This is a genomic window from Bradyrhizobium sp. JR4.1, assembly GCF_040548605.1.
GTDB lineage: Bacteria > Pseudomonadota > Alphaproteobacteria > Rhizobiales > Xanthobacteraceae > Bradyrhizobium > Bradyrhizobium canariense.
Genome location: NZ_JBEPRY010000004.1, coordinates 233,241 through 258,251 on the forward strand (window position 1 = coordinate 233,241; position 25,011 = coordinate 258,251).

23 protein-coding genes and 2 pseudogenes are annotated in these 25,011 nt (G+C 61.4%); 17 read left to right on the forward strand and 8 right to left on the reverse strand.

Features of this window, described 5'->3' with window-relative positions; translation table 11 throughout:
* Positions 1 to 100: 100 nt before the first annotated feature.
* The 3 genes from ABIB90_RS12615 to ABIB90_RS12625 form a co-directional block, all read right to left on the reverse strand.
* Positions 101 to 5,257: a trifunctional serine/threonine-protein kinase/ATP-binding protein/sensor histidine kinase gene (locus ABIB90_RS12615; RefSeq protein ID WP_354200843.1), complete on the reverse strand. Its 5,157-nt coding sequence runs from the start codon at positions 5,255 to 5,257 to the stop codon at positions 101 to 103.
* Positions 5,258 to 5,592: 335 nt separating this feature from the next.
* Complete coding sequence (locus ABIB90_RS12620) at positions 5,593 to 5,817, reverse strand: hypothetical protein (RefSeq protein ID WP_354160199.1); 225 nt, start codon at positions 5,815 to 5,817, stop codon at positions 5,593 to 5,595.
* Positions 5,818 to 5,857: 40 nt separating this feature from the next.
* The gene (locus tag ABIB90_RS12625) at positions 5,858 to 6,385 is read right to left on the reverse strand and encodes a YkgB family protein (protein WP_354160201.1); all 528 of its coding nucleotides are present in this window, start codon (positions 6,383 to 6,385) and stop codon (positions 5,858 to 5,860) included.
* 534 nt (positions 6,386 to 6,919) lie between these two features.
* Here ABIB90_RS12625 and ABIB90_RS12630 point away from each other — a divergent pair.
* The 6 genes from ABIB90_RS12630 to ABIB90_RS12655 all read left to right on the forward strand — a co-directional run bounded on the left by ABIB90_RS12630 (position 6,920) and on the right by ABIB90_RS12655 (position 10,619).
* On the forward strand, positions 6,920 to 7,285 hold the full coding sequence (locus ABIB90_RS12630; RefSeq protein ID WP_354160203.1) for a response regulator transcription factor: 366 nt from the start codon (positions 6,920 to 6,922) through the stop codon (positions 7,283 to 7,285).
* Between the two features lie 212 nt (positions 7,286 to 7,497).
* The gene (locus ABIB90_RS12635) at positions 7,498 to 7,941 is read left to right on the forward strand and encodes a sigma-70 family RNA polymerase sigma factor (protein ID WP_354200762.1); all 444 of its coding nucleotides are present in this window, start codon (positions 7,498 to 7,500) and stop codon (positions 7,939 to 7,941) included.
* A gap of 78 nt (positions 7,942 to 8,019) precedes the next feature.
* Positions 8,020 to 8,979, forward strand: coding sequence for an L-histidine N(alpha)-methyltransferase (gene egtD / locus ABIB90_RS12640; protein ID WP_354200844.1), 960 nt, complete (start codon positions 8,020 to 8,022; stop codon positions 8,977 to 8,979).
* 245 nt (positions 8,980 to 9,224) lie between these two features.
* Entirely contained in the window at positions 9,225 to 9,365 is a 141-nt protein-coding gene (locus ABIB90_RS12645; protein WP_354200763.1) for a hypothetical protein, read from the forward strand.
* Positions 9,366 to 9,402: 37 nt separating this feature from the next.
* Complete coding sequence (locus ABIB90_RS12650; RefSeq protein ID WP_354160209.1) at positions 9,403 to 10,086, forward strand: HWE histidine kinase domain-containing protein; 684 nt, start codon at positions 9,403 to 9,405, stop codon at positions 10,084 to 10,086.
* A 20-nt stretch (positions 10,087 to 10,106) separates the two neighbouring features.
* On the forward strand, positions 10,107 to 10,619 hold the full coding sequence (locus ABIB90_RS12655) for a YkgB family protein (protein WP_354160211.1): 513 nt from the start codon (positions 10,107 to 10,109) through the stop codon (positions 10,617 to 10,619).
* Between the two features lie 283 nt (positions 10,620 to 10,902).
* Here ABIB90_RS12655 and ABIB90_RS12660 read toward each other — a convergent pair.
* Positions 10,903 to 11,175: pseudogene (locus ABIB90_RS12660) on the reverse strand (TMEM175 family protein); the annotation flags it as partial.
* A 334-nt stretch (positions 11,176 to 11,509) separates the two neighbouring features.
* Between ABIB90_RS12660 and ABIB90_RS12665 the strand changes: the two are divergent.
* From ABIB90_RS12665 to ABIB90_RS12685, 5 genes and pseudogenes are all read left to right on the forward strand, one after another.
* Positions 11,510 to 13,183 carry a GAF domain-containing sensor histidine kinase gene (locus tag ABIB90_RS12665; RefSeq protein WP_354200764.1) on the forward strand — a complete coding sequence of 558 codons (1,674 nt, stop codon included), beginning with the start codon at positions 11,510 to 11,512 and terminating at the stop codon, positions 13,181 to 13,183.
* Positions 13,184 to 13,185: 2 nt separating this feature from the next.
* Positions 13,186 to 13,800, forward strand: a complete 615-nt coding sequence (locus ABIB90_RS12670) for a response regulator transcription factor (RefSeq protein ID WP_354160215.1) — start codon at positions 13,186 to 13,188, stop codon at positions 13,798 to 13,800.
* Positions 13,801 to 14,146: 346 nt separating this feature from the next.
* Entirely contained in the window at positions 14,147 to 15,079 is a 933-nt protein-coding gene (locus tag ABIB90_RS12675; protein ID WP_354160216.1) for a helix-turn-helix transcriptional regulator, read from the forward strand.
* 178 nt (positions 15,080 to 15,257) lie between these two features.
* Positions 15,258 to 16,127 carry an alpha/beta fold hydrolase gene (locus tag ABIB90_RS12680; RefSeq protein WP_354200765.1) on the forward strand — a complete coding sequence of 290 codons (870 nt, stop codon included), beginning with the start codon at positions 15,258 to 15,260 and terminating at the stop codon, positions 16,125 to 16,127.
* Positions 16,128 to 16,165: 38 nt separating this feature from the next.
* Positions 16,166 to 16,937 (forward strand): annotated as a pseudogene (locus tag ABIB90_RS12685) (SDR family oxidoreductase).
* Between the two features lie 96 nt (positions 16,938 to 17,033).
* Here the strand turns inward: ABIB90_RS12685 and ABIB90_RS12690 are convergent.
* The 4 genes from ABIB90_RS12690 to ABIB90_RS12705 are packed head-to-tail and all read right to left on the reverse strand — an operon-like array spanning position 17,034 to position 18,927.
* Positions 17,034 to 17,246 carry a hypothetical protein gene (locus ABIB90_RS12690; RefSeq protein WP_354200766.1) on the reverse strand — a complete coding sequence of 71 codons (213 nt, stop codon included), beginning with the start codon at positions 17,244 to 17,246 and terminating at the stop codon, positions 17,034 to 17,036.
* Between the two features lie 43 nt (positions 17,247 to 17,289).
* Positions 17,290 to 17,556, reverse strand: a complete 267-nt coding sequence (locus tag ABIB90_RS12695; protein WP_354200767.1) for a DUF6510 family protein — start codon at positions 17,554 to 17,556, stop codon at positions 17,290 to 17,292.
* 5 nt (positions 17,557 to 17,561) lie between these two features.
* Complete coding sequence (locus ABIB90_RS12700; RefSeq protein WP_354200768.1) at positions 17,562 to 18,323, reverse strand: ferredoxin reductase; 762 nt, start codon at positions 18,321 to 18,323, stop codon at positions 17,562 to 17,564.
* Complete coding sequence (locus ABIB90_RS12705) at positions 18,310 to 18,927, reverse strand: sulfite oxidase-like oxidoreductase (RefSeq protein ID WP_354200769.1); 618 nt, start codon at positions 18,925 to 18,927, stop codon at positions 18,310 to 18,312. Before ABIB90_RS12705 ends, ABIB90_RS12700 begins: the two co-directional genes overlap by 14 nt.
* 222 nt (positions 18,928 to 19,149) lie before the next feature.
* Here ABIB90_RS12705 and ABIB90_RS12710 point away from each other — a divergent pair, with 222 nt between their 5' ends.
* From ABIB90_RS12710 to ABIB90_RS12735, 6 genes are all read left to right on the forward strand, one after another.
* A complete protein-coding gene (locus ABIB90_RS12710; RefSeq protein ID WP_354200770.1) occupies positions 19,150 to 20,664 on the forward strand; it encodes an amidase in 1,515 nt (504 codons plus the stop codon).
* Positions 20,665 to 21,103: 439 nt separating this feature from the next.
* Positions 21,104 to 21,712 (forward strand): cytochrome P460 family protein, encoded by a 609-nt coding sequence (locus tag ABIB90_RS12715; protein WP_354160229.1) that lies wholly within the window; start codon positions 21,104 to 21,106, stop codon positions 21,710 to 21,712.
* A 24-nt stretch (positions 21,713 to 21,736) separates the two neighbouring features.
* A complete protein-coding gene (locus ABIB90_RS12720) occupies positions 21,737 to 22,318 on the forward strand; it encodes a cytochrome P460 family protein (protein WP_354200771.1) in 582 nt (193 codons plus the stop codon).
* Positions 22,319 to 22,380: 62 nt separating this feature from the next.
* Positions 22,381 to 23,655 carry a beta-propeller fold lactonase family protein gene (locus ABIB90_RS12725; RefSeq protein WP_354160233.1) on the forward strand — a complete coding sequence of 425 codons (1,275 nt, stop codon included), beginning with the start codon at positions 22,381 to 22,383 and terminating at the stop codon, positions 23,653 to 23,655.
* Positions 23,656 to 23,766: 111 nt separating this feature from the next.
* Entirely contained in the window at positions 23,767 to 24,678 is a 912-nt protein-coding gene (locus ABIB90_RS12730; RefSeq protein ID WP_354160235.1) for an urease accessory protein UreD, read from the forward strand.
* 25 nt (positions 24,679 to 24,703) lie between these two features.
* Complete coding sequence (locus tag ABIB90_RS12735) at positions 24,704 to 25,006, forward strand: urease subunit gamma (protein WP_354160237.1); 303 nt, start codon at positions 24,704 to 24,706, stop codon at positions 25,004 to 25,006.
* Positions 25,007 to 25,011 lie beyond the last annotated feature (5 nt).

Consider the following 25,011-nt stretch of genomic DNA (forward strand, 5'->3'; position numbering starts at 1 on the left):
TTCACCAGTCCCGTTCGGGAACGTACTCCCAACACCAATCCTCAACAATAGCGGGGATCGGAGCCGTGGTATGAGCCACATTCGGATTTCGGGGCGTGGCTCAACCAACTGCAAAGCCTTCATCGATTGGCACGGTGAACTGGAAGACGGCTCCGCGCGGTTCGTTTGCAGCCGCCCATAGCCTGCCGCCATGCGCAACGATGATCGAACGGCATATCGACAGTCCGACACCGAGGCCGCCCGACTTGGTCGTGTAGAAGGGTTCGAACAGCCGCGCTTGGCTCTCCGCAGACAAGCCCGGTCCCGAATCCGTGATCGATACGAGTATGCTCTCGGCATCTGCTCTCGCGGTTTGGATCAATAGCTCGCGCTTGCCCTCCGTTGTCTCGCTCATGGCCTCGATGGCGTTCAGGATCAGGTTGAGCGCGACTTGCTGCAGCTCGACGCGATCGCCGATGACCTTGGGCAGACGATCGGCGAATATCGTCTGGATCGAGACATCGTTCCGCGCCGCTTCAGCTTCCGTGAGTTCGATGACTTGGCCGACGACGTTGTTGATCGCCAGGGAATCCCGTTTGGGCGGTGACTTTTTTACGAGATCCCGGATTCGCCCAATGACCTCGCTGGAGCGGATGCCGTTCTCGATGGCGCGTGTCAGCGCCCTGCGCGTCTGCGCCAGCGCCGGCGGCTGGTGATCGAGCCAGCTCAAGGCCGCTTGCGCGCTGGCGATAACGGCGGTGTTCGGCTGATTGACCTCGTGGGCGATCGACGCCGTCAGTTGTCCCATCACCGCCACGCGGTTGGCGTGGGCCAGCTCCGTCTGAGCCTCGCGGTAACGCTGCTCGCGTTCCTGAAGCTCCCGGTACAGACGAGCGTTGTCGAGCGACGTCGCGGCCTCGGACGCGATAAATTTGAGGAGGGCGACCTTTGCGGGCGTAAACACACCCTTTGCAAGATTGTTCTCGAGATACAGCAGAGCGACCAGGCCGCCTTGCTTCGTGAGCGGAATGATCAGAACCGACCGGGCGCTCTTGAGCTGAATGTACGGGTCTCCTCTGAAGGTTCCGCTTTCCGCAGCATCGTCGAGAATGACGCTTCCTTGCGTGCGAGCCGCGTACAGGACGAGCGACTCCGGGATTTCCATCTGGGAGATCGGGCGATCGCACAGATCGACATTGATCGAAGCTCCCTGCGTCGTCGCCTCCGCCCGAATCCGCAGCTTCGCGTCCCGCTGCAAAATCAACAGTCCTCGTTCCGCACCGGCGTGCTCGATGGTCGTACGCATCAGAATGTCGATCAGTTTCTCGAGGACGATCTCTCCGGACACGGCCTCCGAGACTTTCAGGGCTGCTACGAGGTCCAGATGTTCGATCGGTGCACCGATCGTGTCAGTTGCAGTGCCCAGGGGTGCGTTCTCCGCAAGATGCGGATACATCTCATCGATCTGGCGTATCTTGCCCTCGGCTCCCCACTGGGAATAGGCGTCGCGCGCGTTCCGACGGTATATATCGGCGAACGCGTTATATTCGCGAGCCGCATAAAAATTCGCAGCCAGTTCGTAGGCGAGACCCTCATCGGCAATGAGTCCGTTTGCGCGGGCCGAGCGAACTGCGTGTTCGTAAAGGCGCATTGCATCGGAGTCGCGGCCCTCCAGGCGGGCGATTTCCGCATCGACCAGCGCTGCGCAGTGCGCGAAATTGTCCGGGCAATTCTCAGCCCAGGCTTGGAGTTGCCGATGATGCGCGACAATCGTGTCGATGTGCCGGTGCTCGGCGGTGATTGCTTCCGGCAGTGCAGCCAGAGAAAGCGCACTATAGTAGTGATACGAAGCTGCCTCGGCCGGAGTGAGCGGCGTCCATCGCCGCCGCTGCAGCTTCGACAGGATACCGACCGCCGTTGAGTAGTCGCAGGCAAGAAAACGCGCCCGGAGTTTGAGGATCCAGTAAATGCATTCTGCGCGCCACAAATTCGGATTGACGGCGAAGTGCTCTTCGATCCGAAGTTCGTCGAACTGCTCGTCGTCGAAGGAACCGAATGTTGGGGTCAACCCGCGGAGCGTCCGGAACAACCCGCGTTGCGCGGAGATGATGTCCTCGATGAACCCGAACCCCATCTTCCGGACGAAGGCGAGGCCAGCCTCGGCCTCGCTCAGAATCTCGACGAGTGGATCGCCTGCCTGGAATAGATTGCCGTTCAGATTGCTGCAACTATATGCCGCATAGGTGAGATCGCCGCTTCTGTGCGCGCTTTCGAAAGCGCGGCGAAGGAGATCGCGGGCGACCCTGAAGTGTCTGGTCCACGGCACGACGTGTGCGCCAAATATCAGATAGGTCGCAGCCTGGAAGCGGTTTATTCCGCGCTGCTCGACCAATTCATAACCGAGCTCTCCGAAGCGAAATCCGGATTTGTAGTCGCCGAATTGCAGGCCGGCCACCATTCCGAGCTGTACATAAGCAACGCACGATCCGTCGCTGTGGCCCCACTCGAGCCCAAGATTGACGGCCCTGCAGATCGTGAGGGAAAGCAGGTTCATATCCGTGAAGAGGGCGGGCGGCAGTAGCTTTGTCAGAACATCCATCGTCGCAAGGGAGGCTGGGTCGCTCATCAAGGGCAGCTTGACGAGGTCTTCGATGCTGCGTTCCCCAATGCCCGTCCAGACAAGATCGTACTCGCGGCGCGCCTCCGCTTCAGTCGGGTTGGGAGACCAGTGCACGCCGAGCTGCCGCAGGTACCCCAGGCCGACGTCGACGGCGCGGCCGGATTGACCGAGCGTTGTATAGACATCCATACGTAGGCATGCGACGGCGGCCTGTTCGAGCGGATTGGTCGCGCGCGTCGCCAGTGCAGCCAGACGATCGTCCGCGACAGCTGGTTCGCCGGTCAGGAACTCGCATGCGGCCCGATTCATTTCCAGTGTGAAGGCAAGCTCGTGCCGCCGCGCCCAGCAATCGGCGGTCAAGAGCTCGCTTCCGGTGGAGAGATAGGCAAGTGCCGAGCTATAGGCTGAGGATGCCTTGGCGCGCTGGCCGGCAATCAAGTTGAGCTCGGCGACTTGCTCGCGCTCGCCCGGCGAGCCGACGAGGGGTAGGCCGCGGTTGAGTTGATTGACGATATCGAAGATCGCCAACTCGCGCTGCTCCGGCGGAGTGCGTGCCACCAGGAGCCGCCCGATTCGCAAGTGCGACGCAGGCCTCTCGGATTCGGGAATAAGTGCGTAGGCGGCTTCCTGGACCCGGTCGTGCACGAACCTGCAGTGCCGGTCCTGACGCTCGACCAGCTCGAGACGCACCGCGTCGACGAGGTCGAGATGGACCTGCTGTTCCGATATGCCGAGCATCAATGACAGAGTTGGGACGTCGGCGCTGGTGCCGAGGCATGCAAGCGTCTGCAAAGCCGTCCGCGTTTCCTCTGGCAGACGGCTCAGCTTGCGGACCATCAAGTCAACGACGTTTTCGGTATAGCCTTTGGCATGGATGCGCTCGAGGTCCCACTGCCATTGGCCTGTCTCATGATCGAAGGCCAGCAAGCGTTCTTCCGAGAGTGCGTGCAGGAACTGGATCAGGAAGAACGGATTGCCGCCGGTCTTCTCATGTATCAGTTGCGCCAATGGCGCAGCGCGGGCCGGCTCGGAGCGAAGCGCATCCACGATGAAATGCTCGACGTCGGCGTGAATGAGGGCTGCCAGGCTGAGCGTCTGGACAGGCGCGCCCGAATCGTGAATTGCGGCGAGCTTGCGCCTCAGCGGATGGTTGGCATCGATCTCGTTGCTGCGAAAAGCGCCGATCAGCAAGAGATGTTGCAGGTCCGATCGCGTCAGCAGCTCCTCGAGCAGGTCGAGCGTCGCAGCATCCAGCCACTGCAGGTCGTCGAGGAAGAGCACAAGCGGCCGGTCCGGTTGCGCGAAGACGCCGATGAAGCGCTGCAGGACGAGTTGAAATCGTCGCAGAGCGTCTTGCGGTGAAGCATCCGGGACCGGCGGTTGATCGCCGATGACCAGTTTCAATTCGGGAACCAGATCGACCATGAGCTGGCCGTTGGACATCAATGCTTCGCAGATGGCGTTGCGCCACGATGCGAGTTCGGCGTCATTCTTGGCGAGGAGGCGACGGACGATGCTTTGAAAGGCCTGTGCGAGCGTCGCATAAGGGATGTCGCGCTTGTACTGATCGAACTTGCCCGAGGCGAAAAGGCCACCCAGCGGGACCAGGGCTCTGTGCAATTCGTGGACTACGGCCGACTTGCCGATACCGGCATAGCCCGAGATCAAGACAAGCTCGGGCTTTCCGCTCCGGGCGACGCGGTCGAACGCGTCGAGCAAGGCCTCGAGCTCAGGTTCCCTGCCGTAGAGCCGCTCGGGAATGAGCAGGCGGTCCGGTTGGTCCGCCTCGCCGGGTGTAAAGCCGTCAATCCGGCCTCGCGCCAGCCATTCGGCGAGGCAGTGCTCGAGGTCGTTCTTGAGGCCGGCGGCGGTCTGGTAGCGGTCTTCGGCTGTCTTGGCGAGAAGCTTCATGATGATCGCCGACACGGCGCGAGGGACGCCATCGACCCTTTCGGCAGGCGGAGCGGCTCGTCTCGCGATGTGGCTGTGCACCCATTCCATCGGATCGGCCGCGGTGAACGGCAGTGCCCCCGTCAGCATCCGGTAGAACGTCACCCCGAGTGCGTACAGATCGCTGCGGGAATCGACGGACCGGTTCATGCGGCCGGTCTGCTCGGGCGCCATGTAGGCCAGCGTGCCCGCGATGGTCTCCGGTGGTCCGAGCTGCTGTCGCTCGCGTGGCAGACGAGATGCGAGGCCGAATCCGGTGATCCTGATCGCGCCCGCTGCGTCGACCAGAATATTCGCCGGTTTCAGATCCTTGTGGATCAGGCCACGATGGTGGAGCTGGGCGACCGCCCCGGCAATACGAAGAGCCAATCGCAAGAAATGGTCCAGCTTCATCGGCGAGCCGAGCAGCCGCTCGAGCGGCTCGCTTCCGGGATCTTCCAATATCAGCAAGGCACGATCGCCATCGCGGATCAGTTCCAGCGGCCGTACAGCCCAGGCTCGATCGAGCTGGTCGCGCAAGGCGTATTCGTGCGCGAACCGGTCGCGGACCGCGGGCGGATGTTCCGCCGCGGCTCTTACGGTCAAGACACAGTTGAGGTTGCCATCGGCGCTCCGGCGCCATTCACGGCAAAAGACGCGCTCGCCGTCGTCCCATAGGAGTTCGAGACCGGCATCTCCATGCGGGGGGATCGGCGAGGACACATTCATCTGCCGGACTCCGGAACTGACCGGCCGCCCCGTCGAGAAAGCGCGCCAACCGTCCAATCGCCCCCTCATCACCCTAATCTCCGAAAAGGTCCCTCACAACGGCACTCATCAGAACGAACCCCGCTGGCTTCACGCTGCTCACTCCGCTGGCCTCCAATATTCGAACATGCTGCCATATAGGTTACAGGCAGATTTGATTTTGATCGGGAACTCTGGGTGTCGGGAACTCGCCCGTGAGCTGCAGATTCCTTGGCTTAAGCGCGGGGGAATTGCGGAATTCTTCGAGAGATCTTCAGCGTGGACAGCGTCAACGTCTATAAGCCGTCGCCGCAAACTCACGCTGGCGTGGAGAATGAACTTGGCGTCCGTCCTTCGCAGCTCTGCATGATCGCCTGCCATGCCTGGGATACGCTCGGCGCCGTCGCGGTCGGCTCGGAAGCGGCGTTCATGAGGCAGCCCAGCAATAATATTCTCGCAATAATATCCTCGGAATTGGTCCTCAGCCGCAGATCATCGGCCGCGACCTCGCCGATGCCGCCGAGCGGCTCATCGCCCGTCACGGGGGCGATGTTGATCCTGCTCCTCCAGTGCCAACCGGTGCTATTGCATCGCTTCCTGTCGAACAATCCCGTTCTGAGCAGGCGACACATCGGCTGCTGCCCGGAGGAGGTCCCGCTTGAGCAGATAGACCGAAGCCGCAAGCAGTACGACATCCTTCATGAGGAAGAGGAACGGCAGCGTGGCCGCAGGAAAGCCGCCGGCTGGCGCGGCCCAGGCATCGGGGAAAAACGGAATGATTGTCACGGTGGCCACATAGGTCGCGCATGAACCCAGCGACCCCAGGACTGCCAATTTTCTGCTCCAGAAGCCGAGCAGAAGAAGCAGCCCAAACAACAATTCCGCCGAACCCAGGAAGTAGGCCGCACCGCGCACGCCAAACACCGGATACAGCCAGAAGATCAGCGGACCATTGCTGATGAACGGAATCAACGCGTGCGCTTCGTAGTCGAACCATTTCTGGCAGCTGAAGACGAAGAAGACGACGATCATCGCCACACGCGTGGCATGGTAGTCAAAATCGCCTCTGACTAGATCGAGCTCGGACAGTTTCTTTATGAGCTGGTCCATCTGATGTGGTCTCATCCTCGAGGTCGGATTGGCGAATGGCCGCGTCGACGTCCGTCATTATCTGAAGAGTAGCCAAGCTTCGAAGGACGCGCTGTGCGCAGGTTATCGTGCCTTTCTCAAACTTGCGCTGTTCGGCCGCAGGCAACCGGGATCGGCGTGGGCAGACTTCGCTCGCGTTCTGGCACATGCAAATGACGTGATGAGACGGCGGCGCGGTCTCTCCACGCGTCCGCGCCACCGTGGGGTGGCTCGCCTCGGCGCCGCAAACCCATACCAAAGTATGGGTCCATGCATCACAACCGGGAGGTTGTAGGGGGCACCCGCCGAACGCATGCTCGAGGCCGACACGCGCAACCGATCATGGCGCAGCTACTGGATTTTCCTCAGTTGGGGAGACCGAACATGTGCCTGTCGCGAACAAGCATCGAACGTCACGGCAGTCGCAGCCTGGTCAACTGGGGAGCGGCTTGCGCGCCGATCGACCCCGTTGCGATCGCGCTTCGATGATGATCGCATCTTGCGAGGGTAAGTCAGGTGAAGGTCCCTTTCGTAGGAGTCGTCGATGACGACGAGGCCCTGTGCCTGTCTTTGGTGGATCTGATGCGATCGATCGGATACCGCTCCGAGCCGTTCGACAGGGCCGAAGCGCTGCTGAGCTACGCCGACCGGTTCAGCTTCGACTGCATCATTGCCGACGTTCACATGCCCGGAATGGGCGGGCTGAACCTCGTTCGCGAGCTCCGGCAGCAGAGGGTCGGAGCGCCGGTGATTCTCATTACCGCGCTTCCTCACCGGCAGCTGGACGCCGAAGCGGCTTCAATGGGCGCATTCTGCCTTCTCAGAAAGCCGTTCGAAACGAGCGCGCTGCTTGAGTGTCTCGACAGGAGCCTTCGAAGATGAAAGCGCTCTCGGGTGACGACATCACGTCCTCCATGGCGACGCCATTGTCAGGTGGCGACGAGCCCGGGCGTCCACGACCCCGGGAAGATACGGATCGGCCGCGATATAATCGCCAGAGGACCGTCGGTTGGGAGAGATGGAACGAATGTTCGGAGCGATGGGGCCGGCTCATGCTTGCGGCGCGAGCAGGCGATGGGGCCGCATATGAGCGATTGCTGCGGGAGCTGGATCTGTGGCTGCGGGCCTACTACGCGCGCCGGCTTGCCTATCCCGCTGCCGACGACGCGAGGCAAGAGGTGCTGCTGGCCATTCACGCCAAACGCCACACGTTTGCGCCCTCGAAGCCCTTCGGGGCCTGGGTCACGGCGATTGCCCACTACAAATGGGTCGATCGCATTCGCGATGCTTCGCGCTACAGCGCGCTCGCGCTCGACAAGGACATCGCGATCGAGGATCACGAAGGTGCCGCGATCAGCGCTGCTGCGCTGGACCAGCTACTTGGCCGGCTGAAGCCTGCACAAGCGAGCGCGATCCGCCTCGTGAAGCTCAATGGTCTGAGCATCGAGCGAGCGGCCGGTGCGACCGGCCAGTCGGCGGCCCTGGTTAAGATCAATATCCACCGCGGCCTGAAGAAATTGGCGACATTAGTCTCCTGATGTTATTGGGGCCGACCGCCCGGGCCGGCCGGGACGTCGTGCGAAGGAAAATCGAAATTGCTCCAACTCCAGAACGAAATGCGATCCGCGGTGGCCGACCTGACGGCGGCGTTCCGCTATGACATCATGGAGGGGCTGAGCCTCGCGCCAAAGGCCATTCCGGCGCGATGGCTTTATGACCGTCGTGGATCGGCTCTGTTTGAAGCCATCACGTTGCTGCCCGAATACTACCCGACACGAACCGAGCGATCGATCATTGCGTCCGCAGTATCGGAAATCGCCGCGCTCGCAGGGCCGGGCCGCGCAGTCGTAGAATTCGGCTCAGGCTCATCGGCAAAGACGCGACTGTTGCTGGCGGAGACGAAGCCCTCGGCCTATGTGCCGATCGACATCTCGGGCGAGTTCCTCCGGCAGGTCGCGGCAGGCTTGTCGCATGCGTTCCCGGGGCTGCCGATCTATCCGACCGAGGTCGACTTTACTCATCCCTTTGCGCTGCCGGAAGAGATTGCGTCGACTGCGCGCCTCGGCTTCTTTCTGGGGTCGACGATCGGAAACCTGACCGTGCCTGCGGCGGTCGATCTGCTGCGGGCCATGGCGGCGACCCTGGGTGTCGGATCGATGCTGCTGATTGGCATCGACCGCATCAAGGAACAGGATGTTCTCCTGCCGGCATATGACGACACGCAAGGGCTGACGGCCGCATTCAATCTCAACCTTTTGCATCGGATCAACCGCGAACTCGGCGGCTCGATTCCCTTGGGGGCGTTTCGCCACCTGGCGCTCTGGAATGACGTGGAGGCGCGCATCGAGATGCATTTGGAAGCCACGCGCGCCGTCTGCTTCGAGGTCGACGGTCGGCCCTTTTCATTGTCGAAGGGCGAGACCATCCACACGGAGAACAGCCTCAAATACGGTCGAAGGGATGCCTTCGTCCTGCTGCAGGCCGGCGGATGGAATCCCGTCGCCGATTGGACTGACGACAGAGGGCTCTTCTCGGTCATTCTCGCGGAGCAAAGGCCCGAGCCGGCGGCACCCTAGGCTGCATCGGCGGCGCAAACGGAATCATTCCAACAATATCGCCTCAATCGGCGCAATCCACGAACAGCGAGGCCCGTGCATATGCATCATAATGGGCGCGTCATCATGGCAATCAACGTCGAGGCGCGACCATGCAATTCCGTTCATCCCTCATCCTGAGCTTCGCCGCCATTCCTCTAACCGCCCTGGCAGATCCACTCCCGGCGCCATCGCCGAAAGCGCCGAGCCCGGCTGAGAGCGTCCAGGTGCAGCCGCGCGGCGGTGAATTCATGCCGAATTCAACTGCCGAGGATGCGGTGCAGAGGCGCATTACCGACTTCAACCGGAAACAGGAAGGCCTGGACGCAGATCTCGACAAGAAGCTGAAAATCTGCCGCGGGTGTTGATCGAGATCCGGTTCAGCAAACAGCGATAGGTCGGCAAATGAGGCACACTGTCACCGGTTCGGTCCGCGACGGAAGCGGGTGCGCGCAATACGAGCCGATCGCCCCGATCCGGGATGACGCGCTCGAGCTTGTCGTCAGGGAATTGCAGCATCGCATGCGCAATATTCTCAGCATCGTTCTGTGCTTCGTGAACAACACCGACGCAAATACGACCGCCGATTTTCGCGAGGCGCTCTCGGCGCGGATCGCAACCCTGTCCGACGCTTACAGGATGATCGAATCGGCGGGAGATCAGCGAGTGTCTCTTGCGGGGGTGCTGGAGCGAACGCTCAAGCCGCACGCGATGTTTCACAGGGGCCGCATTCTGCTCGCGGGGCCGGACCTCACGCTGGAGCCGCACATCGCCTTAGCGCTCCACGTCATCATTCACGAGCTGGCTACGAACGCGAGCAAGTACGGCGCGCTGACCTCGACGGCGGGAGCCGTCGAGGTGATCTGGGAGAGTCCGCCCTATCTCGGCGGACAAGGTCTTGCGATCCAGTGGCGCGAACGCGGCGGACCGATAGTGACCAAGCCAGAACGCAGAGGGTTCGGCACCCAACTGATCGCAAGGGCCCTACCGGGCGCGCAGGTCGATCTCGACTTCGCACCCGACGGTCTTGTCTGCCGGCTTCTGATCGATCTCGGGCAAACGGTGACCACGCAAGGGGCTGTCAGTTAGGATCAAGGAGGATCGACACCATGAGTACATTGGCGAGAGCCCCGCGCAAATCGTTCGCAGGCAGGCTGCCGATATCGGGGCTGCTTGCGGGAGACTTGGATTACCATATCGTCCGGGCCTCGATGGTGATCCTGTTCTTCTTCTTCGGCTACCAGAAATGGTGGGCGTACGAGGCGGATCGCCTGGAGCCCTTCATCAGCAACGGTCCCCTGATCTGGTGGCTCTACCCCGCTTTCGGCTATCAGGGGGCCAGTTGGTTCCTCGGCGTCGCCGAATGGACCTTTGGCGCCTTGATATTCGCGGGCTTCTGGAGCAAACGCCTCGGCATGCTGGGCGCCCTCGGATCTACCGGTACCTTCATCGCAACAGTCACAATCATTCCATTTATGCCGGACGGTTGGGACGCTGCTGCGGGCGGCTTTCCGGCGATGACAGGCAACGTTCCGTTCCTGATGAAGGATGTCGTGCTGCTTGCGGTGTCGTTGTATCTTCTGAAGCAAGACGCGGCGCGTGTCCTGCTACCTGAGGCTTGAGATATGGGGCAAGGCAGATGCAGATCATGGCCAGCGCGAGCATGGGATAGTGCAGGGAGACGCCCACCGCGGCGAGGAATCCGAGCAGGGTGGTCAAGGATCGCATCCGCATCATCATACGCGCCTGGCCTGGGATCGCCTCGATCGCTGGCCGGTCGACGGATTCCCAGCACAGCAATAGATAAGTCGCGTTCACCAGGGCGAATATGCCGGCGTAGACGGCGACGGGCAGCGGCGACAGCCTTGAGCTCGCGATCCAGGCTGTCGAGAATGGCAGCAGCGATACGGAAAACAGATGAGCGAAGTTTCCCCAGATCAATCGGGGCGTCGCCGCACCTGCGTAGCGTAGAAGATGGTGATGGTTCACCCAGACGATGGCAATGAAGAGATAGCTGACTGCGTAGCTGATGACGGTCGGCCAGATTTCAAACAGAGCATCGAGGCTCGGCGCGTGTGGCGGGCGGAGGTCTAGGGCGAGAATTGTAATGACGACTGCAAAAACACCATCCGAGAATGCATTCAGGCGTTCTGTCTTCGGGGAGTCCGCGGTCATCATTCCTGTTTCCTTGCCGATGCAGGACTGCGCAGTGTCTCGACGCCCCGATCGGGCCTGAACAGAAAGCGAGCCATGCCAACGACCAGCGGGGCGCAATGCCGCCGCTCCACACTTTCGTAGGTATTCGGAGCAAACGTCGCATCGGTTACACCTGCTTCGAAAAAAATCCGTGCGATGCGCAGCGACCTGCAAGGCGCGGGCGCCTAAACCGTGGCTCTCCGCGGCCAAACTTGGCAACGTCCTCAAGTCCCGTTACATGTTGCGACGTACTGACGCGCTCTCGTCCCATCCTTCGATCCGCAAGCGGTCGGGTGATGCGTCGAGACGTCTGGATATGATTGTCACGACGAGACATCTCGGTATGAGGCTTGATAACGAGACGCACGAATTGGATCTGGTCGCAAAGGCGATTCAGATCATCTCGCGAGAAATCAGCTATCAGGGATTGGCCAAGGCTCTCCTCATGGAGGCGCTGAGTTATTCCGGGGCCAGTCGAGGGGCGATCCTGCTCAGCGGGCAAAGAGAATTGCTTGCCAAGGCCGATGCGAGCTTCCCGCGCGAGAGGGCGAACTTCCTTGCCTCCTTCCCGCCGAACGCCGAATTCCGCTTGCCGAGCAACCTTGCCGAAGAGGTGCTGGATCGGAAACAAACGGTCGTGAGGCAAGCTGCAGCTGAGAACTCGGCACTGATCGACCCCGCGAACCCGCCGTCTGGCAAGATAGCTCAGCTGTGCCTGCCGTTGATTCACCAGCACTGGGCGATTGGCGTTCTCTACCTCGAAGCGGATGGAGATGCGGATATCTTCACGCCGCGGTGCGTCTGGGGGACATCCATGCTGGCCAATCAGGCTGCCGTCTCATTCGAATCGGTACGCCTGTTTGAAGCGCTGCGCGAGACCAACATGTGGATGGTCAGAGGTCAGCAGATCGGCGGGATGGGCAGCTATCGCTGGAACACGCGGACCCTGCTCTCGCGTGGATCGCGGGAATGTTACCGCATTCTGGATATCGACCTGGATGTAAACCCCGTGCCATTCGAGGTGTTCAGGAGCCGGGTTCACCCCGAGGATTATCCCGCGCTGGAGCAAGACCTCACCGAGGCAATCAGCACCAAGTCGCCATTCACCCACGAGTACCGAGTGGTCCACCGGGACGGCAAGACGTTGCACGTCGTGGCCGTTGGTCAATTCGATGAGGGGCCCACGGGAGACCTCGAGCTGGAAGGCATCATCACGGACGTCTCGCAACGGAAGGCGGCGGAGCAGGCTCTCGCCGACGCACGAAACGAGCTTGCACGGGCGACGGGGCTGACGTCCCTTGGCGAGCTCGCCGGCTCGATCATTCACGAGATCGATCAACCGCTGACGGGCATGATCATGAGCGCGGAAGCTTGCCTCCGGTGGCTCGCCAGGGATCCCGTTCAAGCCGCGGAGGCCCGGAAATCGGTCGCGCGCATCATCAGGCAGGCACGTCGAGCTGCGGAGGTCGTGACCGGAGTCCGCTCTCTGGTGAGGGGCACGCAGGTCCATTTTGCCCAGTTCGATATCAACGATGCGGTCGCGGAGGTTCTGCTTCTGTCGAAAAGGGAAATCGAGCGAGCCGGGGTCATCGTCCGTACCGACTTCGATCGATCATTGCCCCGTGTGGAAGCAGACCGTGTTCAGGTCCAGCAGGTCGCCCTCAACCTCGTGCGCAACGCGATCGAGGCGATGGCCGAGGTTGAGCACGGGAACCGCATTTTGGCCCTCTCCTCGGGGGTCGCCGATGGTATGATTTCCGTGGCAATCGCGGATACGGGGGGTGGCATCAGCCCGGCTGATAGAGAGCGGGTCTTCGAGACGCTCTATACGACGAAGGGAGCTGGACTCGGTCTGGGATTGTCGATCTGCCGCAAGATAGTGAAACTCCACGGAGGACGGCTATGGGTGGAAGAAAATGGGAGGTGCGGAGCGAAGTTCACCTTCGCTCTCCCGCTTCGCCAGACGGTTCGGATTCCGGAAAGACGGTAGACATGCCTCCGTCCGGCGTTGTGCATATTGTCGACGATGACCGCGCGGTTCGCGAGTCCCTTGGCGACCTGCTTGAGTCCCTGCACTATAAGGTCGCCTTGTACGGATCTGCTTCGGATTTCTTGAAGGTTGAACTGTCGGATGGCCCTGCGTGTCTGGTGCTCGATGTCAGATTGCCTGGCACGAGTGGACTGGAGCTGCAGGAGTACCTGACGAAAATCAATGTCGGAATCCCGGTGATCCTGATGACCGCTTTTGGCGACATTCCCATGTCCGTAAGAGGCATGAAGCTGGGGGCGGTCGATTTTCTCACCAAGCCGATACGGGATCAGGATCTCCTCGACGCGGTCACTGCTGCGATCCGAAAGGACATCGAGCGGCGCGACGACAACGCGCACCTTGCGCAGTTGCAGGAGAAGTTTGCACTCCTGACCACGCGCGAGCGGCAAGTGATGACGCTGGTGGCATCCGGTCTGATGAACAAGCAGGTCGCCAGCGAGCTCTCGATCAGCGAAGCGACGGTCAAGATGCATCGTGGCAGCGTCATGCGGAAGCTGGGGGCAAGAACCGCGGCGATGCTCGTTCGAATGGCTGAAGCACTCCAACTCCAGGGCTGAAGCGTTGCCTTCGGGACCGGCATCCCCTTCTCACTCATCGCAGCGGCGTCCCTGCGCGCGACCCATACCTAAGTATGGGCTGGAACAGCACAAGCGTGAGATTGCCCGCGAGGGCGATGAAAAGCATGTTGTTCCTGTGCGGTGCTGCCAGCCGGCGTTGGCAGCGCGCTTTGACCGGAGAGGTAACGCCACTTGCAGCTTGCGGCTTCAACGCCCGTATCCAGGCGATCATGGCATCTCCTCCGTGCAGAAGTTCGTTGACGATTGGACGCGGCCATCCGGAGCACAGAACAGGGCGACGACGATGGGCATGCACGTATCAAACTCGAGTGAGACCACGCCAAGGATGGCGGTTGCCGCTTCGCCAATCCGTCCGGTGGACGAGACGCATTCTTTCAGGCCGTCCGACGCGGCGCTTCATCCGACGGTCAGCATAACGCCTCCCGAACCGGTGAAGCGCCTTGGGATAGGCTGGCGTTGGTGGTTTTCGGAGAGCGTCCACCTCCCCATCGGCAACAGGATTGAATTTCGCTTTCAGGGATCGAGACATCTCCTGGTGTTGTACAACAAGGGAGCACGGAAAAGCGGTGAGACCTCCATCGATGGCCTCTGCCCGTCGAAGCTGCGAGATTCTGAGCACAGGCTGACCTTTGTCCCGGCGGGACGCGCTTATCAGGAATGGCATGAGGCCGCCTCGTCTGCGCAGGTGACCTTCCTCTACTTCGATCCCGCCGCGCTTCATAAGTCCGACGACGGCGCGGCCGGGCTCGCGCCAAGAATATATTTCGAGGATCCGCTGGTCTGGGAGACCGCCTCCAAACTGAAGAAGGCGATCGAGAGCGCAGCGTCGAACTGTGCGCCCTACCTCGAGGCGCTCTGCGGCGTGCTCGCCCACGAGCTTTCCAGGTCTGATCACGATCTCGTTCGCGAGCCGGCACCGGTCAGTCGTGGAGGCCTCGCAGGTTGGCAGAAGCGCGTCGTGGTCGAGTACGTCGAGGGGCATCTGGGAGAACAAGTCTGCCTCCTGACGCTTGCCGAGCTTGCCAGGCTCAGCGTTCATCACTTCTGCCGTGCTTTCAAGAAGTCGTTCGGAATTCCGGCCTACCAGTATCAGGTGCAGCGACGCATGGAGTGCGCCAAGCTACGACTGGCGGATCGCGCGGTATCGATTACGGATATCGCACTCAGCCTGGGCTATGCGCAAACGAGCTCCTTCAGCTCCGCCTTTCGCAAAGCGACGGGTTGGACTCCTACGGACTATCGCAGGGAGTTCGAGTGAGTCGGTCCGGAGGACGGTAGATCGGGCAGAGGAGGTGACAGGTAGTTTCGTACGGGCGGAAGAATCCCGGTGAGTCTGTAACCGGATGGTCCCGAGCCACGAAGTATCCAGGTGAGCGCCTCGGATCATCATTTTCACAAGGCGCAACGGGCGTCGAGGGGACCGCGAGGGACCGCAGATGACGAACATTCGATACCGCAAGGTGGACGTGGACGGACTGAACGTATTTTATCGGGAGGCCGGCCGGGCTGACGCGCCCGCCTTGCTGCTGCTTCACGGATTTCCGACGGCTGGCCACATGTTCCGCGGGTTGATCCCGGCGCTGTCGGATCGCTTCCGATTGGTGGCGCCGGATTTGCCCGGGTTTGGCCAGTCCGACATGCCGGCTCGCGAAAGCTTTGCCTATACGTTCGCCGCGTTGGCGCAGGTGATCGAACGGTTCACGGAAATCATCGGACTTGCTCGTTTCTCGCTGTACGTCTTCGACTATGGCGCGCCGACGGGCTTTCGGATGGCCCTTCGACATCCCGAGCGCATCGCTTCCATCATCTCGCAGAATGGCAATGCCTATGAGGAGGGATTGAGCGAAGGCTGGAGCCCGATCCGTGCTTACTGGCAACATGCATCGCAAGCGAATCGAGAGGTGCTCCGATCATTCCTTTCGCCGGAAACGACGGCCTGGCAATACACCCACGGGGTGCCTGACGCCTCCCTGATCTCCCCTGATGGCTTCACGCTGGACAACCATTATCTCGAGCGCCCGGGCGCGGACGAGGTCCAGCTCGATCTGTTCGGCGATTACAGGACCAACGTCGCCATGTATCCAGAATTCCAGGCCTATTTCCGCAAGTACAAGCCGCCCTTGCTGGCGGTCTGGGGCAAGAACGATCCCTTCTTCCTGCCGGCGGGCGCGATGGCGTTTCAGCGCGACTTGCCAGGCGCCGAAGTGCGCTTCTTCGATACGGGGCACTTTGCGCTCGAAACTGATGCTCGGGAGATCGCAGTGGCGATCGGCGATTTTCTTGCACAGCCGATTTCAAACGGGTGAGCGCCGCCTCCCTCGCCACGGTGTTCGGGAGGGTTCATATGTCGAAATCAGTCGCCATCGTCACAGGTGCGAGCCAGGGAATCGGCCGGGCGACCGCGGTGCGCCTGGCGCGCGATTTCTCGGCTCTTGCCCTTGTCGCGCGAAACCGGGCCAACCTCGAGGACACCGCAAAGGCGGTCAGGGGCGCCGGCGCCGAGGTGCTGGTGATCGATGCCGATCTGGCCGAACCTCGTATTGCTCAATCTGTCGTCGACCAGACTTTGGCGGCGTTCAACCGGATCGATGCCCTGCTCAATATCGCAGGCGCGGTACCTCAGGTCGATCCGTTCGAGACAACGGAAGCACAATGGGAAGCCGGGCTGGCGTTGAAGCTGCACGGCGCCCGGCGGCTCACGATCGCAGCCTGGCCGTCGCTCATGGCCGCGAAGGGGGCGGTGGTGTTGATGTCGGGAAACTCGGCCTCTTTCCCCAAGGCGCCCTATGCCGCGGTCGGCACCATCAACGCTGCAATCGTCGCTTTGGCAAAGGCATTCTCCGACAAGGGAATCAGCGACGGCGTCCAGGTCAACAGCGTCCTGCCGGGGCCGGTGATGACGGGCCGCCGCCGCTCCTACCTCGAGCACTGGGCGCCCCCTGCACGACATGACCGTCGAGGAAGCTACGGCAAAGTTTCCCAAGGAGGCCGGGATCGCGCGTTACGGCGAGCCGGAAGAGATTGCCGAGTTGATGGCATTCCTCGTATCGCCCGCCGCGCGCTGGATGACCGGCTCGGCGTTGCGGATGGACGGCGGCGAGGTGAAATCGATTTGATTTGGCGCCGAACGCAAATCGAAGATCGTCGAGGGATTGAAATTTCACAGCTGACGCTTCCAGGCCCGTTCGGTGCGCACGCGCTCGCCGTTCTTTTCAGTCTTTGCCAGATCTGGCTCTGAGGAGCTCTTCGCGGCGCCTGATCAGAATCTCAAGCCGGGCGGCCTGATCGTCAATGCGCTGGCCGACGAGCTCTTCGTTCATCGGGGCGACATGTGCGGCAGACTGTTCAATCAGCTCGCGAAGCTTCGCCGCCGTGGCGGCAATCTGGCGCTCGATTTCAACGAGGTGGACGTCTTCACCGTGCATGCCGGTTTTTGATCGGAGTTTGGCGGGCGGTCGGGCTCGGCCTTCAGAAGTACGGATGCCGGGCACCGTGCATTTCAAGGACACATCCCTTCTGAGTTCGCGTTGCCCTCATCAGATCGCATCCGCAATCGGCGCACTTGACGAGCGCCTCCAGGTGCCCGCCGTCGACGGCCAAAGCGCCAAGGCAGGACACGGTGTTGCATGCCGCGCACCGGATCTTCGTCAGGGTGATGTCAAAGGCAAAGGCTTCTTGAAGCAAATGCGTGCCGGGATCACCACCAAGAATGAGGTCGGCGATGTTGTCTGCCATGGCAATCATGCTCCTGTTGGCCCGAAACGCTCGGTCCTTACGGCGAGAGGGTCGAAGCCGAGCTTCACGAGCATGCTCGATATGCCTTCGACAAAGCCGGTGGGACCGCAAATGAAGAACGTGGGATTTTGCTCGCGCGTAAAGCTGTTCTCTGAGAGCAGAGCCTCGTTGATCCGCCCCCGATGTCCGTTCCAGTCGCTCGGATGCTCGCGGGTGAGCGCATAGGCCAGACGCAGGTCGCGGTCGGAGCGAGCCATCGTATCGAGTTCATCCCGGTACACGATTTCGGCAAGGCTGCGTGCCGAATAGATCAATGATGCCGGTATATGCGCGAGCGACCTCCAGCGGTGGCGTAGCATTGCCATCAGCGGCGTAATCCCGGTGCCGCCGGCGACCAGGCAAATCGGTCCACCGCGCGTTTGGCTCCAGATGAAATGCCGCCCAATGGGTCCACGAAATTCGAGAGCGTCACCAACCCGCAATTCGTCGAGGAGATAGGAGGACACCTCACCGTCCTCGACCCGTTCCACGGTGAGAGTGAGCAGTTTTTCTTCCGGAGGCGATGCGATCGAGTAACTTCGTTCGGCTTGATAGCCGTCATCGGCGGTGAGACGGATGTCGACGTGCTGGCCGGGCCAGTGCCCGGACCAGTTGGCCGGTTGCAGGATGATGCTCTTCACCCGGCTTGTTTCGGCCACGATGGCCTGCACGCGACCGGTCTGCCACTCGATCCTGGGCTGCTGCAGTGGCGCATCAGTCGCCGTCATAACGTTGCTCCCGCCAGGGATCGCCATAGTTGTGATAACCACGCGATTCCCAGAACCCAGGCTCGTCCTTGGGCATGAAACGGAGCCTTCGCAGCCACTTTGCGCTCTTCCAGAAATAAAGATGCGGCACCAGAAGTCGCGCGGGGCCGCCGTGTGCGGGGGCGAGCGGCAGACCCCCATAGCGGGTCGCAATCATCGCCTTTCCCGCGACCAGATCGGTTACCGGAAGGTTCGTCGTGTATCCGCCCTCGCAATGCGCCATGACATAGGCGTCCGGCGGCTCGCTCAGCCCGACCACCTTGAGAAGATCGTCGAAGCTAACGCCCTGCCAGACCGTGCTGAGCTTGGTCCATTTGGTGACGCAGTGAATGTCGACCGTGACCGTGGTCTGGGGCAGTGCCTCGAATTCGTCCCACGTCCATTTCCCCAGCAACGACCCGCCGAGTTGAAGGGCAATCTTCCAGTCGGCGACACGGATTTCCGGCGTGGGGCCGGCGGACAGCACCGGAAAGTCCGTCGTTAGATACTGACCGGGCGGCAACCGGGCGGCTTCGGCTGCCTGTCGCTTGGATTTGAAGCCGCGAGAAACGGGAGGTCGGTTCATGGAAGCGTGCCCTTGTGCGGTGATGCGCAGGATGTCCGAACGCGCGTCGGCTTAATCTGCAGCTCACGTAAGCGCACATGAACCCTGATCGGTGCCTTGTCGATGGCCGTCGCGGTGAATGCATCAAGATTGCGAAAGACGAAGCAATCGCGGCTGCGCAGTCAGGAACTGTTTCAATGTCAAATGCGGCTTCGTCCTGAAGTGGTTCAAAAGGAGGAAACGATGTCGAGCGTGAGCCAACCCTTGCATTCCGACGAACTCGCTTACCTCACCGCGCACGAGCTGGCAGCTCGCATCCGGCGGCGTGATCTGTCGCCGGTTGAAGTGGTCGATGCGTTCATCCGGCGCATCGAAGCGCGCAATCCGAGCCTGAATGCGCTGGTCTATCTCGATTTCGACGGCGCCCGCACGAGAGCGAAAGAGGCCGAGCGCGCATTGGTCGCCGGCGAGCGGTGGGGGCCACTGCATGGCATCCCGTCGGCGCTCAAGGATCTGTTCGACTTCAAGCCGGGCTGGCCTGCGAGCCTGGGCGGCATCCGCGCGCTCAAGCACCACGTCGTGAACGGTTACTGCGTGTTCTGCGAGCGCATGGAGAAGCGTGGCGGAGCTGTGTTCCTCGGCAAGACCAACAGCCCTCTGATGGGATTCCGAGGCACCTGCGACAATTATCTGTTCGGTCCCACGCGCAACCCGTTCAATCTTGCCAAAAACACGGGTGGTTCATCCGGAGGAAGCGCCGCGGCGGTCGCCGATGGACTGCTACCCATTGCAGAAGGTACGGACGCTGGCGGCTCGATACGAATCCCCTCCGCCTGGTGTGGAGTGTATGGCTACAAGGCGTCGTTCGGACGCGTGCCGTTTCTCGTGCGCCCCAACGCGTTCGGAGTGGCCGACTCTCCGTTCCTGTTCGAAGGGCCCATCACGCGGACGGTCGAAGATGCCACCATCGCGTTGAACGTACTTGCCGGCCCTGATCCACGAGATCCCTTCAGCCTGATCGAGCCGCCCGTCGACTTCACCGCGGCGACCCGTCGTTCAATCCGTGGCCTCAAGATTGCCTATAGTCCGAATCTGGACGTTTTTCCGGTCGACGGGAAAGTCGCGGAGACGGTCCGCCGCGCGGTACAGGCGTTCGAGGAAGCTGGCGCTCACGTTGAGGAAGTGAAGCTCGGCATCGCCCGCCCGCAACGGGAGCTGAGCGACGTCTGGTCGCGTCTCTACATGCTTCTGAACCTGCAGGCGATCGAGAACATGAAGCGCGACGGCATCGATCTGTTCGGAAAGCATCGTGACGACTTTCCACCCGAATACATGGATTGGGTCGAGAAGACCAATCGCATGTCGGGGCTCGATTTCTTCCGCGACCAGGCCGTCCGGTCGGAGGTCTACGATGCCTTCCAGAACGTCCTTGAGAGATTCGATCTGTTGGTCACGCCGACTGTCGCGTGCCCGCCGGTCGACAACGCCAGCGATGGCAACACGGCTGGACCAAATTCGATCAATGGTTTCGACATAGATCCTCTCATCGGATGGTGCCTGACCTACTTCGTCAACTTCACAGGCCATCCGGCGGCCTCGATCCCGGCGGGTTTGTCCGACGGTCTTCCGGTCGGGATGCAAATCATAGGTCGGCGAAACGCCGACTTCGACGTACTGGCCGCGAGCGCGGCTTTCGAGCGGCTTCGTCCCTGGCAGGACAATTACCGGATCTGCCGCGAGCGCCCCCTGCGGGTATAACGAACGATCTGCGTGATCCATCGGTCAACCCACCCGCAGAATCGATGTCCGGCGGCTTCGCGCCTGCCGACACTTCCAATCGGTCTCCAGCCATTGGCAGGCCATATGAGGGCAAAGCCGTCCTCCCCGTGCAGCGAACGTTCTCAAGTGATGCGGCACCTGAGAGCAACCCCGCTTTCGGATCTCACCCGCTGACCCTGCACCCTCGGTCGTTTCCATGGCCGTCCGCGCCGTGGTCGCAGCGCCGATTGGGCCGCGCGTCTTGCTTCCGAAGTGTGAACCTCTTCGGCGATCGCAAGTTCGGCACCGAATGCATCAAGATGGCCAAAGCGAAGGCAATCCCCAACGCGCAAGATCTTGCGCGACTGGCTAAGTCATCTCTCGACAGGTCAATCGTGCCGGCGCCTCGCGCGTTCGGCCGCAGTCGCGGGAGAAGACAATGCGCGTGAGAGTCCAGGCAGCAGCGGCAGTCATCGCAGGCAGTGCGGTCGCAACGATCCTGTTCTTCGGATCGCTCAAGGATACCAATGCCCAGAGCGTTACGCGCTATCTGCCGGAATATACCGCGGACGGGCAGTTGCTTCTGCCGAAGAATTTCCACGAGTGGGTCTATGTCGGCTCGCCGCTGACGCCAAACGCCCTCAACGGCGGGCAGGCGAACTTCCCGGAATTCCACAACGTCTATATCGAGCCGGGCTCGTACGCGATCTACAAGAAGACCGGTGAATTCCCCGAGGGGACGATACTGTTCAAGGAGCTGCAGCTGACGTTGCCGCAGGAGAATGCCGACGGCTCGCGAACGGAAGCGTCGGGACGTGGCTACTTCCCGGGCAAGTGGAACGGCGCCGACGTGACCGTCAAGGACTCGAAGCGCTTCGCCGACACCAACGGGTGGGGCTATTTCAACTTCAATCACCACGAACCAAAGGCGTCGATGGCCAAGGTGAAGTCGAAAGACGAGTGCGCCTACTGCCATATCGCCAACGCCAAGAAGGATGAGGTCTGGACCCAGTTCTATCCGCTGCTGGACAACAAGGACGCGCGCTGAGCGCGCAATGGGCGGAAGATCGGCATGAAAGTCCTCAAAGCCGCTTGTGTTGCCTTCGTCGTGATCCTTGGAGTCGCGTCCGCGATCAGGCAGTCACAGCTGTGGGCGAACGCGGTGGATGCTGTTTCGACCGGTGCGAGTGTCGCCGACCGCGACGGGCGTCTGCACGTGCCAGATGATTATCGTACGACCTATCAGCTCCTCGGAAGCTGGGCGATTGCGGCAGACGACAGTCACGGCTCGAAGGAGCTTCACGTCGTGTACGCCTCGCCGGGAGTGATTGACGCCTATCGGAAGGACAAGCGCTTCCCGGACGGTGCGGTGCTGGTCAAGGAGGTGTTCAAGGCGACAACCTCTGAAATGACGACTGGTACCGTCAGCCGCGCCGATGCTTTGAAGGGCTGGTTCGTCATGGTGAAGGACGCGGCGAACAGTCACCCGGGGAGCCCGCTCTGGGGCGACGGTTGGGGATGGTCCTGGTTCGACGCGGGCGATCGCTCAAAAACGACAACGACGAATTACAAGGCTCAATGCCAGGCGTGCCATGTGCCCGTGCGGACGTCCGACTGGGTTTACGTCGATGGATACCCCCCGTTGAAGCCATAGCCATGGTGCGGGTCACTGAAAGTCATTCGATTTACCAAAGCCAATCATCAAAGGAGCGAGAGATGGCTAAAGAAGCGACGGCGAGTGAGATGGGAATGTCGAAGGGGCAGACTGGACATCTCTATATCCAGACCAACGAGATCGATAACGCCATTATTCACTACACGCGACAGGCGGACGGCAAGCTGGCCGAGGTCGCGCGCATCAAGACGGGCGGCGCCGGCTCCGGTGAATTCAAGCCGATCAGCGGCCAGGACAGCGCGCCCAACTCCTTTGAGGGCGCGGGAAGCGTTATCATAACATCCGATCGGCGCTTCATGTTTGCGACCAATGGCGGAGACAACTCCGTTTCGAGCTTCCGCCTGGATAGCGACGGTCATCTGACGCTGCTCGACGTGAAGTCGACCGGCAACCCGGTCGATGGCAGGAGCGGCACGGCCAAATCGCTGGCTTTCGCTCCGTCGACCCGCACCCTCTTCGTGCTGCACTCGTTCGGACCGGATCATCTTCGGCTGATGTCAGTCGATGCCGAAGGCATGCTCAAGACGCGGCCTGAGCGATACTCGGTCAACACGTACAGCAAGCGCAACCGTGTCTCCACCATGGTCGTGGTCTCGCCCAACGAGGAGCTGGTGCTCGTCGGCACCACTTTCGATGAGCCGATCGCGCTCACCGGCCTGTATCCCGACGGCTCGCCGATTCTCTGGGTCCAGCGCGCCGGCGGCGCGTTGCACTCGATCGCGTCGAATGCGCCGGATCCGGACGGCCTCGCTGTGTTCGCCCTACAAAAGGACGGCTCGCTCGGCACGGCCAGGTTCTACGACGCGAAGGGCGGTTCTCCGTTCTACATCGCGTTCCTGCATCAGCGCCCGAATACGTTTGTGATCGGCTATGCCGTTGGCGACGGATGCTCGATCTGCACCATCGAGAAGAACGGCTCGATCAAGATCGGTCCGCTCGTCAAGATCGACACCAGCGCGGGTCTTCCGTCCGAGCTGTGCTGGCTCGCCGTCTCGCCCGATGATCGCACGATCTACGCGACGAATTTCGGATACAGCAACATCAGCAGCTACCGGATCAACGGTAGCGGCCTGGAGATTGCGTGCGATCCGGCGTGCCCGAAGGTCCCCGGCGACGGCACCGCGAGGGGATTGAACGGAACCGTGACGAGCGGTCCCAGCGATAGCTGGCTCTCGCCGGACGGCGCCTATCTCTATCAGATCTACGGCAACGCCTCGAAGCTGGTCAGCTACAGCACCCAGCCCGACGGTTCGCTGAAGGAGATTAGCAGCGTCAAGATCCCCTACAACAGCTCCCAGGGGCTTGCGGGTTTCTGATCCTGGCTTCGCGACACGAGATCCGGGCGTGGTCGGCATTGCCGTTCCACGCTCGGCCTCCCCCTCGCCGACATGCGAGACACACAAGGTCAATCACGAGCCGCGAGACGGATGTTTGAAGCAATTCACGAGCGCTCTCGCGGTACATCCGCGGGTTATCCCGGCCATCCGGAAGAAAGGCGGAGCGCCACGGAAAAACTCGATCTGCAGCGCGCTGCCGGGGAGGCTCGCGTGGTGTTCTCCGGCGAGGCAAACGGCACGGAGATCATTGACGTCTATCAGAAATTTCCGATGGCCGTCGCGTTCCCGAATGTCGACGATCGTCGGCGCAAGGAAGCGGTCCTCATCAATACCTCGGGTGGTGTTGCAGGCGGCGACGAGATCAGGATCGAGGTGGTCGCTCAAGGCAATGCGTCAGTCGCAGTGACCACACAGGCCGCGGAGAAGGTCTATCGGGCGCTCGATCGGCCTGCCCGCATCCGGACGCGGTTAAGGGCTGAGGGACGTGCTCGGCTTGCGTGGCTTCCACAAGAGACCATCGTCTTCGACCAGGCGCGGATCGCGCGACAGACCGAGATCGATCTGAGCTCGGGCACCGAATTGATTGCCCTCGAGTGGCTGGTTCTTGGCCGCATCGAAAGCGGCGAGGAGGTTCTTGCCGGACATATCCTGGACAGCTGGCGCGTCAGGGTCGACGGCCGTCTGGTATGGGCAGATGGCTTCCTCGCGTCAGACCAGGCCCTCCTGCAGCTTCGGAAGACGGCGCTGCTCTCGAACTGGAAGGCGGTCGCGACAATGATCTATTTCGGTCCGGGTCTTGAGGCCCGGCTCGAGAGATTGCGCGAGATCGGTGCTTCCCTGGAATGTGCGTGCGGCGTCACGATCGTGGGCGCGATCATCGTGGTCCGGGTCGCCGCGATTGCAAGCGTGGATCTCAGGCGAGGTCTGCGCCGCTTCCTCGATCAACTCGACCATGAACTCGGATCCGGTCCCTTCGGAGTGCCGAAGATGTGGTCCTGTTAGCAGCGCGGCCAAGTGGGAGGAGCATTTGAATCTGACACCACGGGAACGAGACAAGCTGATGATCGCCCTCGCCGCGATCGTTGCGCGCGGCCGGCTCGCGCGAGGCGTCAAGCTGAATTATCCCGAAAGCATAGCATTGATTGCGGATGCCATCATGGAAGGTGCCCGCGATGGACGATCGGTCGCGGATCTGATGTCTGAAGGCGGCCGGCTTCTGCGCCGCGACCAGGTCATGGAGGGTATCCCGGAAATGATCCGCGAGGTCCAGGTGGAGGCAACGTTTCCGGACGGGACGAAGCTCGTCCCCGTGCACAACCCGATCCGATAGGAGCT

Excerpts from the sequence above, each read along its gene's own strand:
- ABIB90_RS12615 (WP_354200843.1), bottom strand. The coding sequence starts at position 5,257 with ATGAATGTGTCCTCGCCGATCCCCCCGCATGGAGATGCCGGTCTCGAA.
- ABIB90_RS12625 (WP_354160201.1), bottom strand. The coding sequence starts at position 6,385 with ATGGACCAGCTCATAAAGAAACTGTCCGAGCTCGATCTAGTCAGAGGC.
- egtD (WP_354200844.1), top strand. The coding sequence starts at position 8,020 with ATGCGATCCGCGGTGGCCGACCTGACGGCGGCGTTCCGCTATGACATC.
- ABIB90_RS12650 (WP_354160209.1), top strand. The coding sequence starts at position 9,403 with ATGAGGCACACTGTCACCGGTTCGGTCCGCGACGGAAGCGGGTGCGCG.
- ABIB90_RS12655 (WP_354160211.1), top strand. The coding sequence starts at position 10,107 with ATGAGTACATTGGCGAGAGCCCCGCGCAAATCGTTCGCAGGCAGGCTG.
- ABIB90_RS12665 (WP_354200764.1), top strand. The coding sequence starts at position 11,510 with ATGATTGTCACGACGAGACATCTCGGTATGAGGCTTGATAACGAGACG.
- ABIB90_RS12670 (WP_354160215.1), top strand. The coding sequence starts at position 13,186 with ATGCCTCCGTCCGGCGTTGTGCATATTGTCGACGATGACCGCGCGGTT.
- ABIB90_RS12675 (WP_354160216.1), top strand. The coding sequence starts at position 14,147 with ATGGCGGTTGCCGCTTCGCCAATCCGTCCGGTGGACGAGACGCATTCT.
- ABIB90_RS12680 (WP_354200765.1), top strand. The coding sequence starts at position 15,258 with ATGACGAACATTCGATACCGCAAGGTGGACGTGGACGGACTGAACGTA.
- ABIB90_RS12690 (WP_354200766.1), bottom strand. The coding sequence starts at position 17,246 with ATGCACGGTGAAGACGTCCACCTCGTTGAAATCGAGCGCCAGATTGCC.
- ABIB90_RS12695 (WP_354200767.1), bottom strand. The coding sequence starts at position 17,556 with ATGGCAGACAACATCGCCGACCTCATTCTTGGTGGTGATCCCGGCACG.
- ABIB90_RS12700 (WP_354200768.1), bottom strand. The coding sequence starts at position 18,323 with ATGACGGCGACTGATGCGCCACTGCAGCAGCCCAGGATCGAGTGGCAG.
- ABIB90_RS12705 (WP_354200769.1), bottom strand. The coding sequence starts at position 18,927 with ATGAACCGACCTCCCGTTTCTCGCGGCTTCAAATCCAAGCGACAGGCA.
- ABIB90_RS12710 (WP_354200770.1), top strand. The coding sequence starts at position 19,150 with ATGTCGAGCGTGAGCCAACCCTTGCATTCCGACGAACTCGCTTACCTC.
- ABIB90_RS12715 (WP_354160229.1), top strand. The coding sequence starts at position 21,104 with ATGCGCGTGAGAGTCCAGGCAGCAGCGGCAGTCATCGCAGGCAGTGCG.
- ABIB90_RS12720 (WP_354200771.1), top strand. The coding sequence starts at position 21,737 with ATGAAAGTCCTCAAAGCCGCTTGTGTTGCCTTCGTCGTGATCCTTGGA.
- ABIB90_RS12725 (WP_354160233.1), top strand. The coding sequence starts at position 22,381 with ATGGCTAAAGAAGCGACGGCGAGTGAGATGGGAATGTCGAAGGGGCAG.
- ABIB90_RS12730 (WP_354160235.1), top strand. The coding sequence starts at position 23,767 with ATGTTTGAAGCAATTCACGAGCGCTCTCGCGGTACATCCGCGGGTTAT.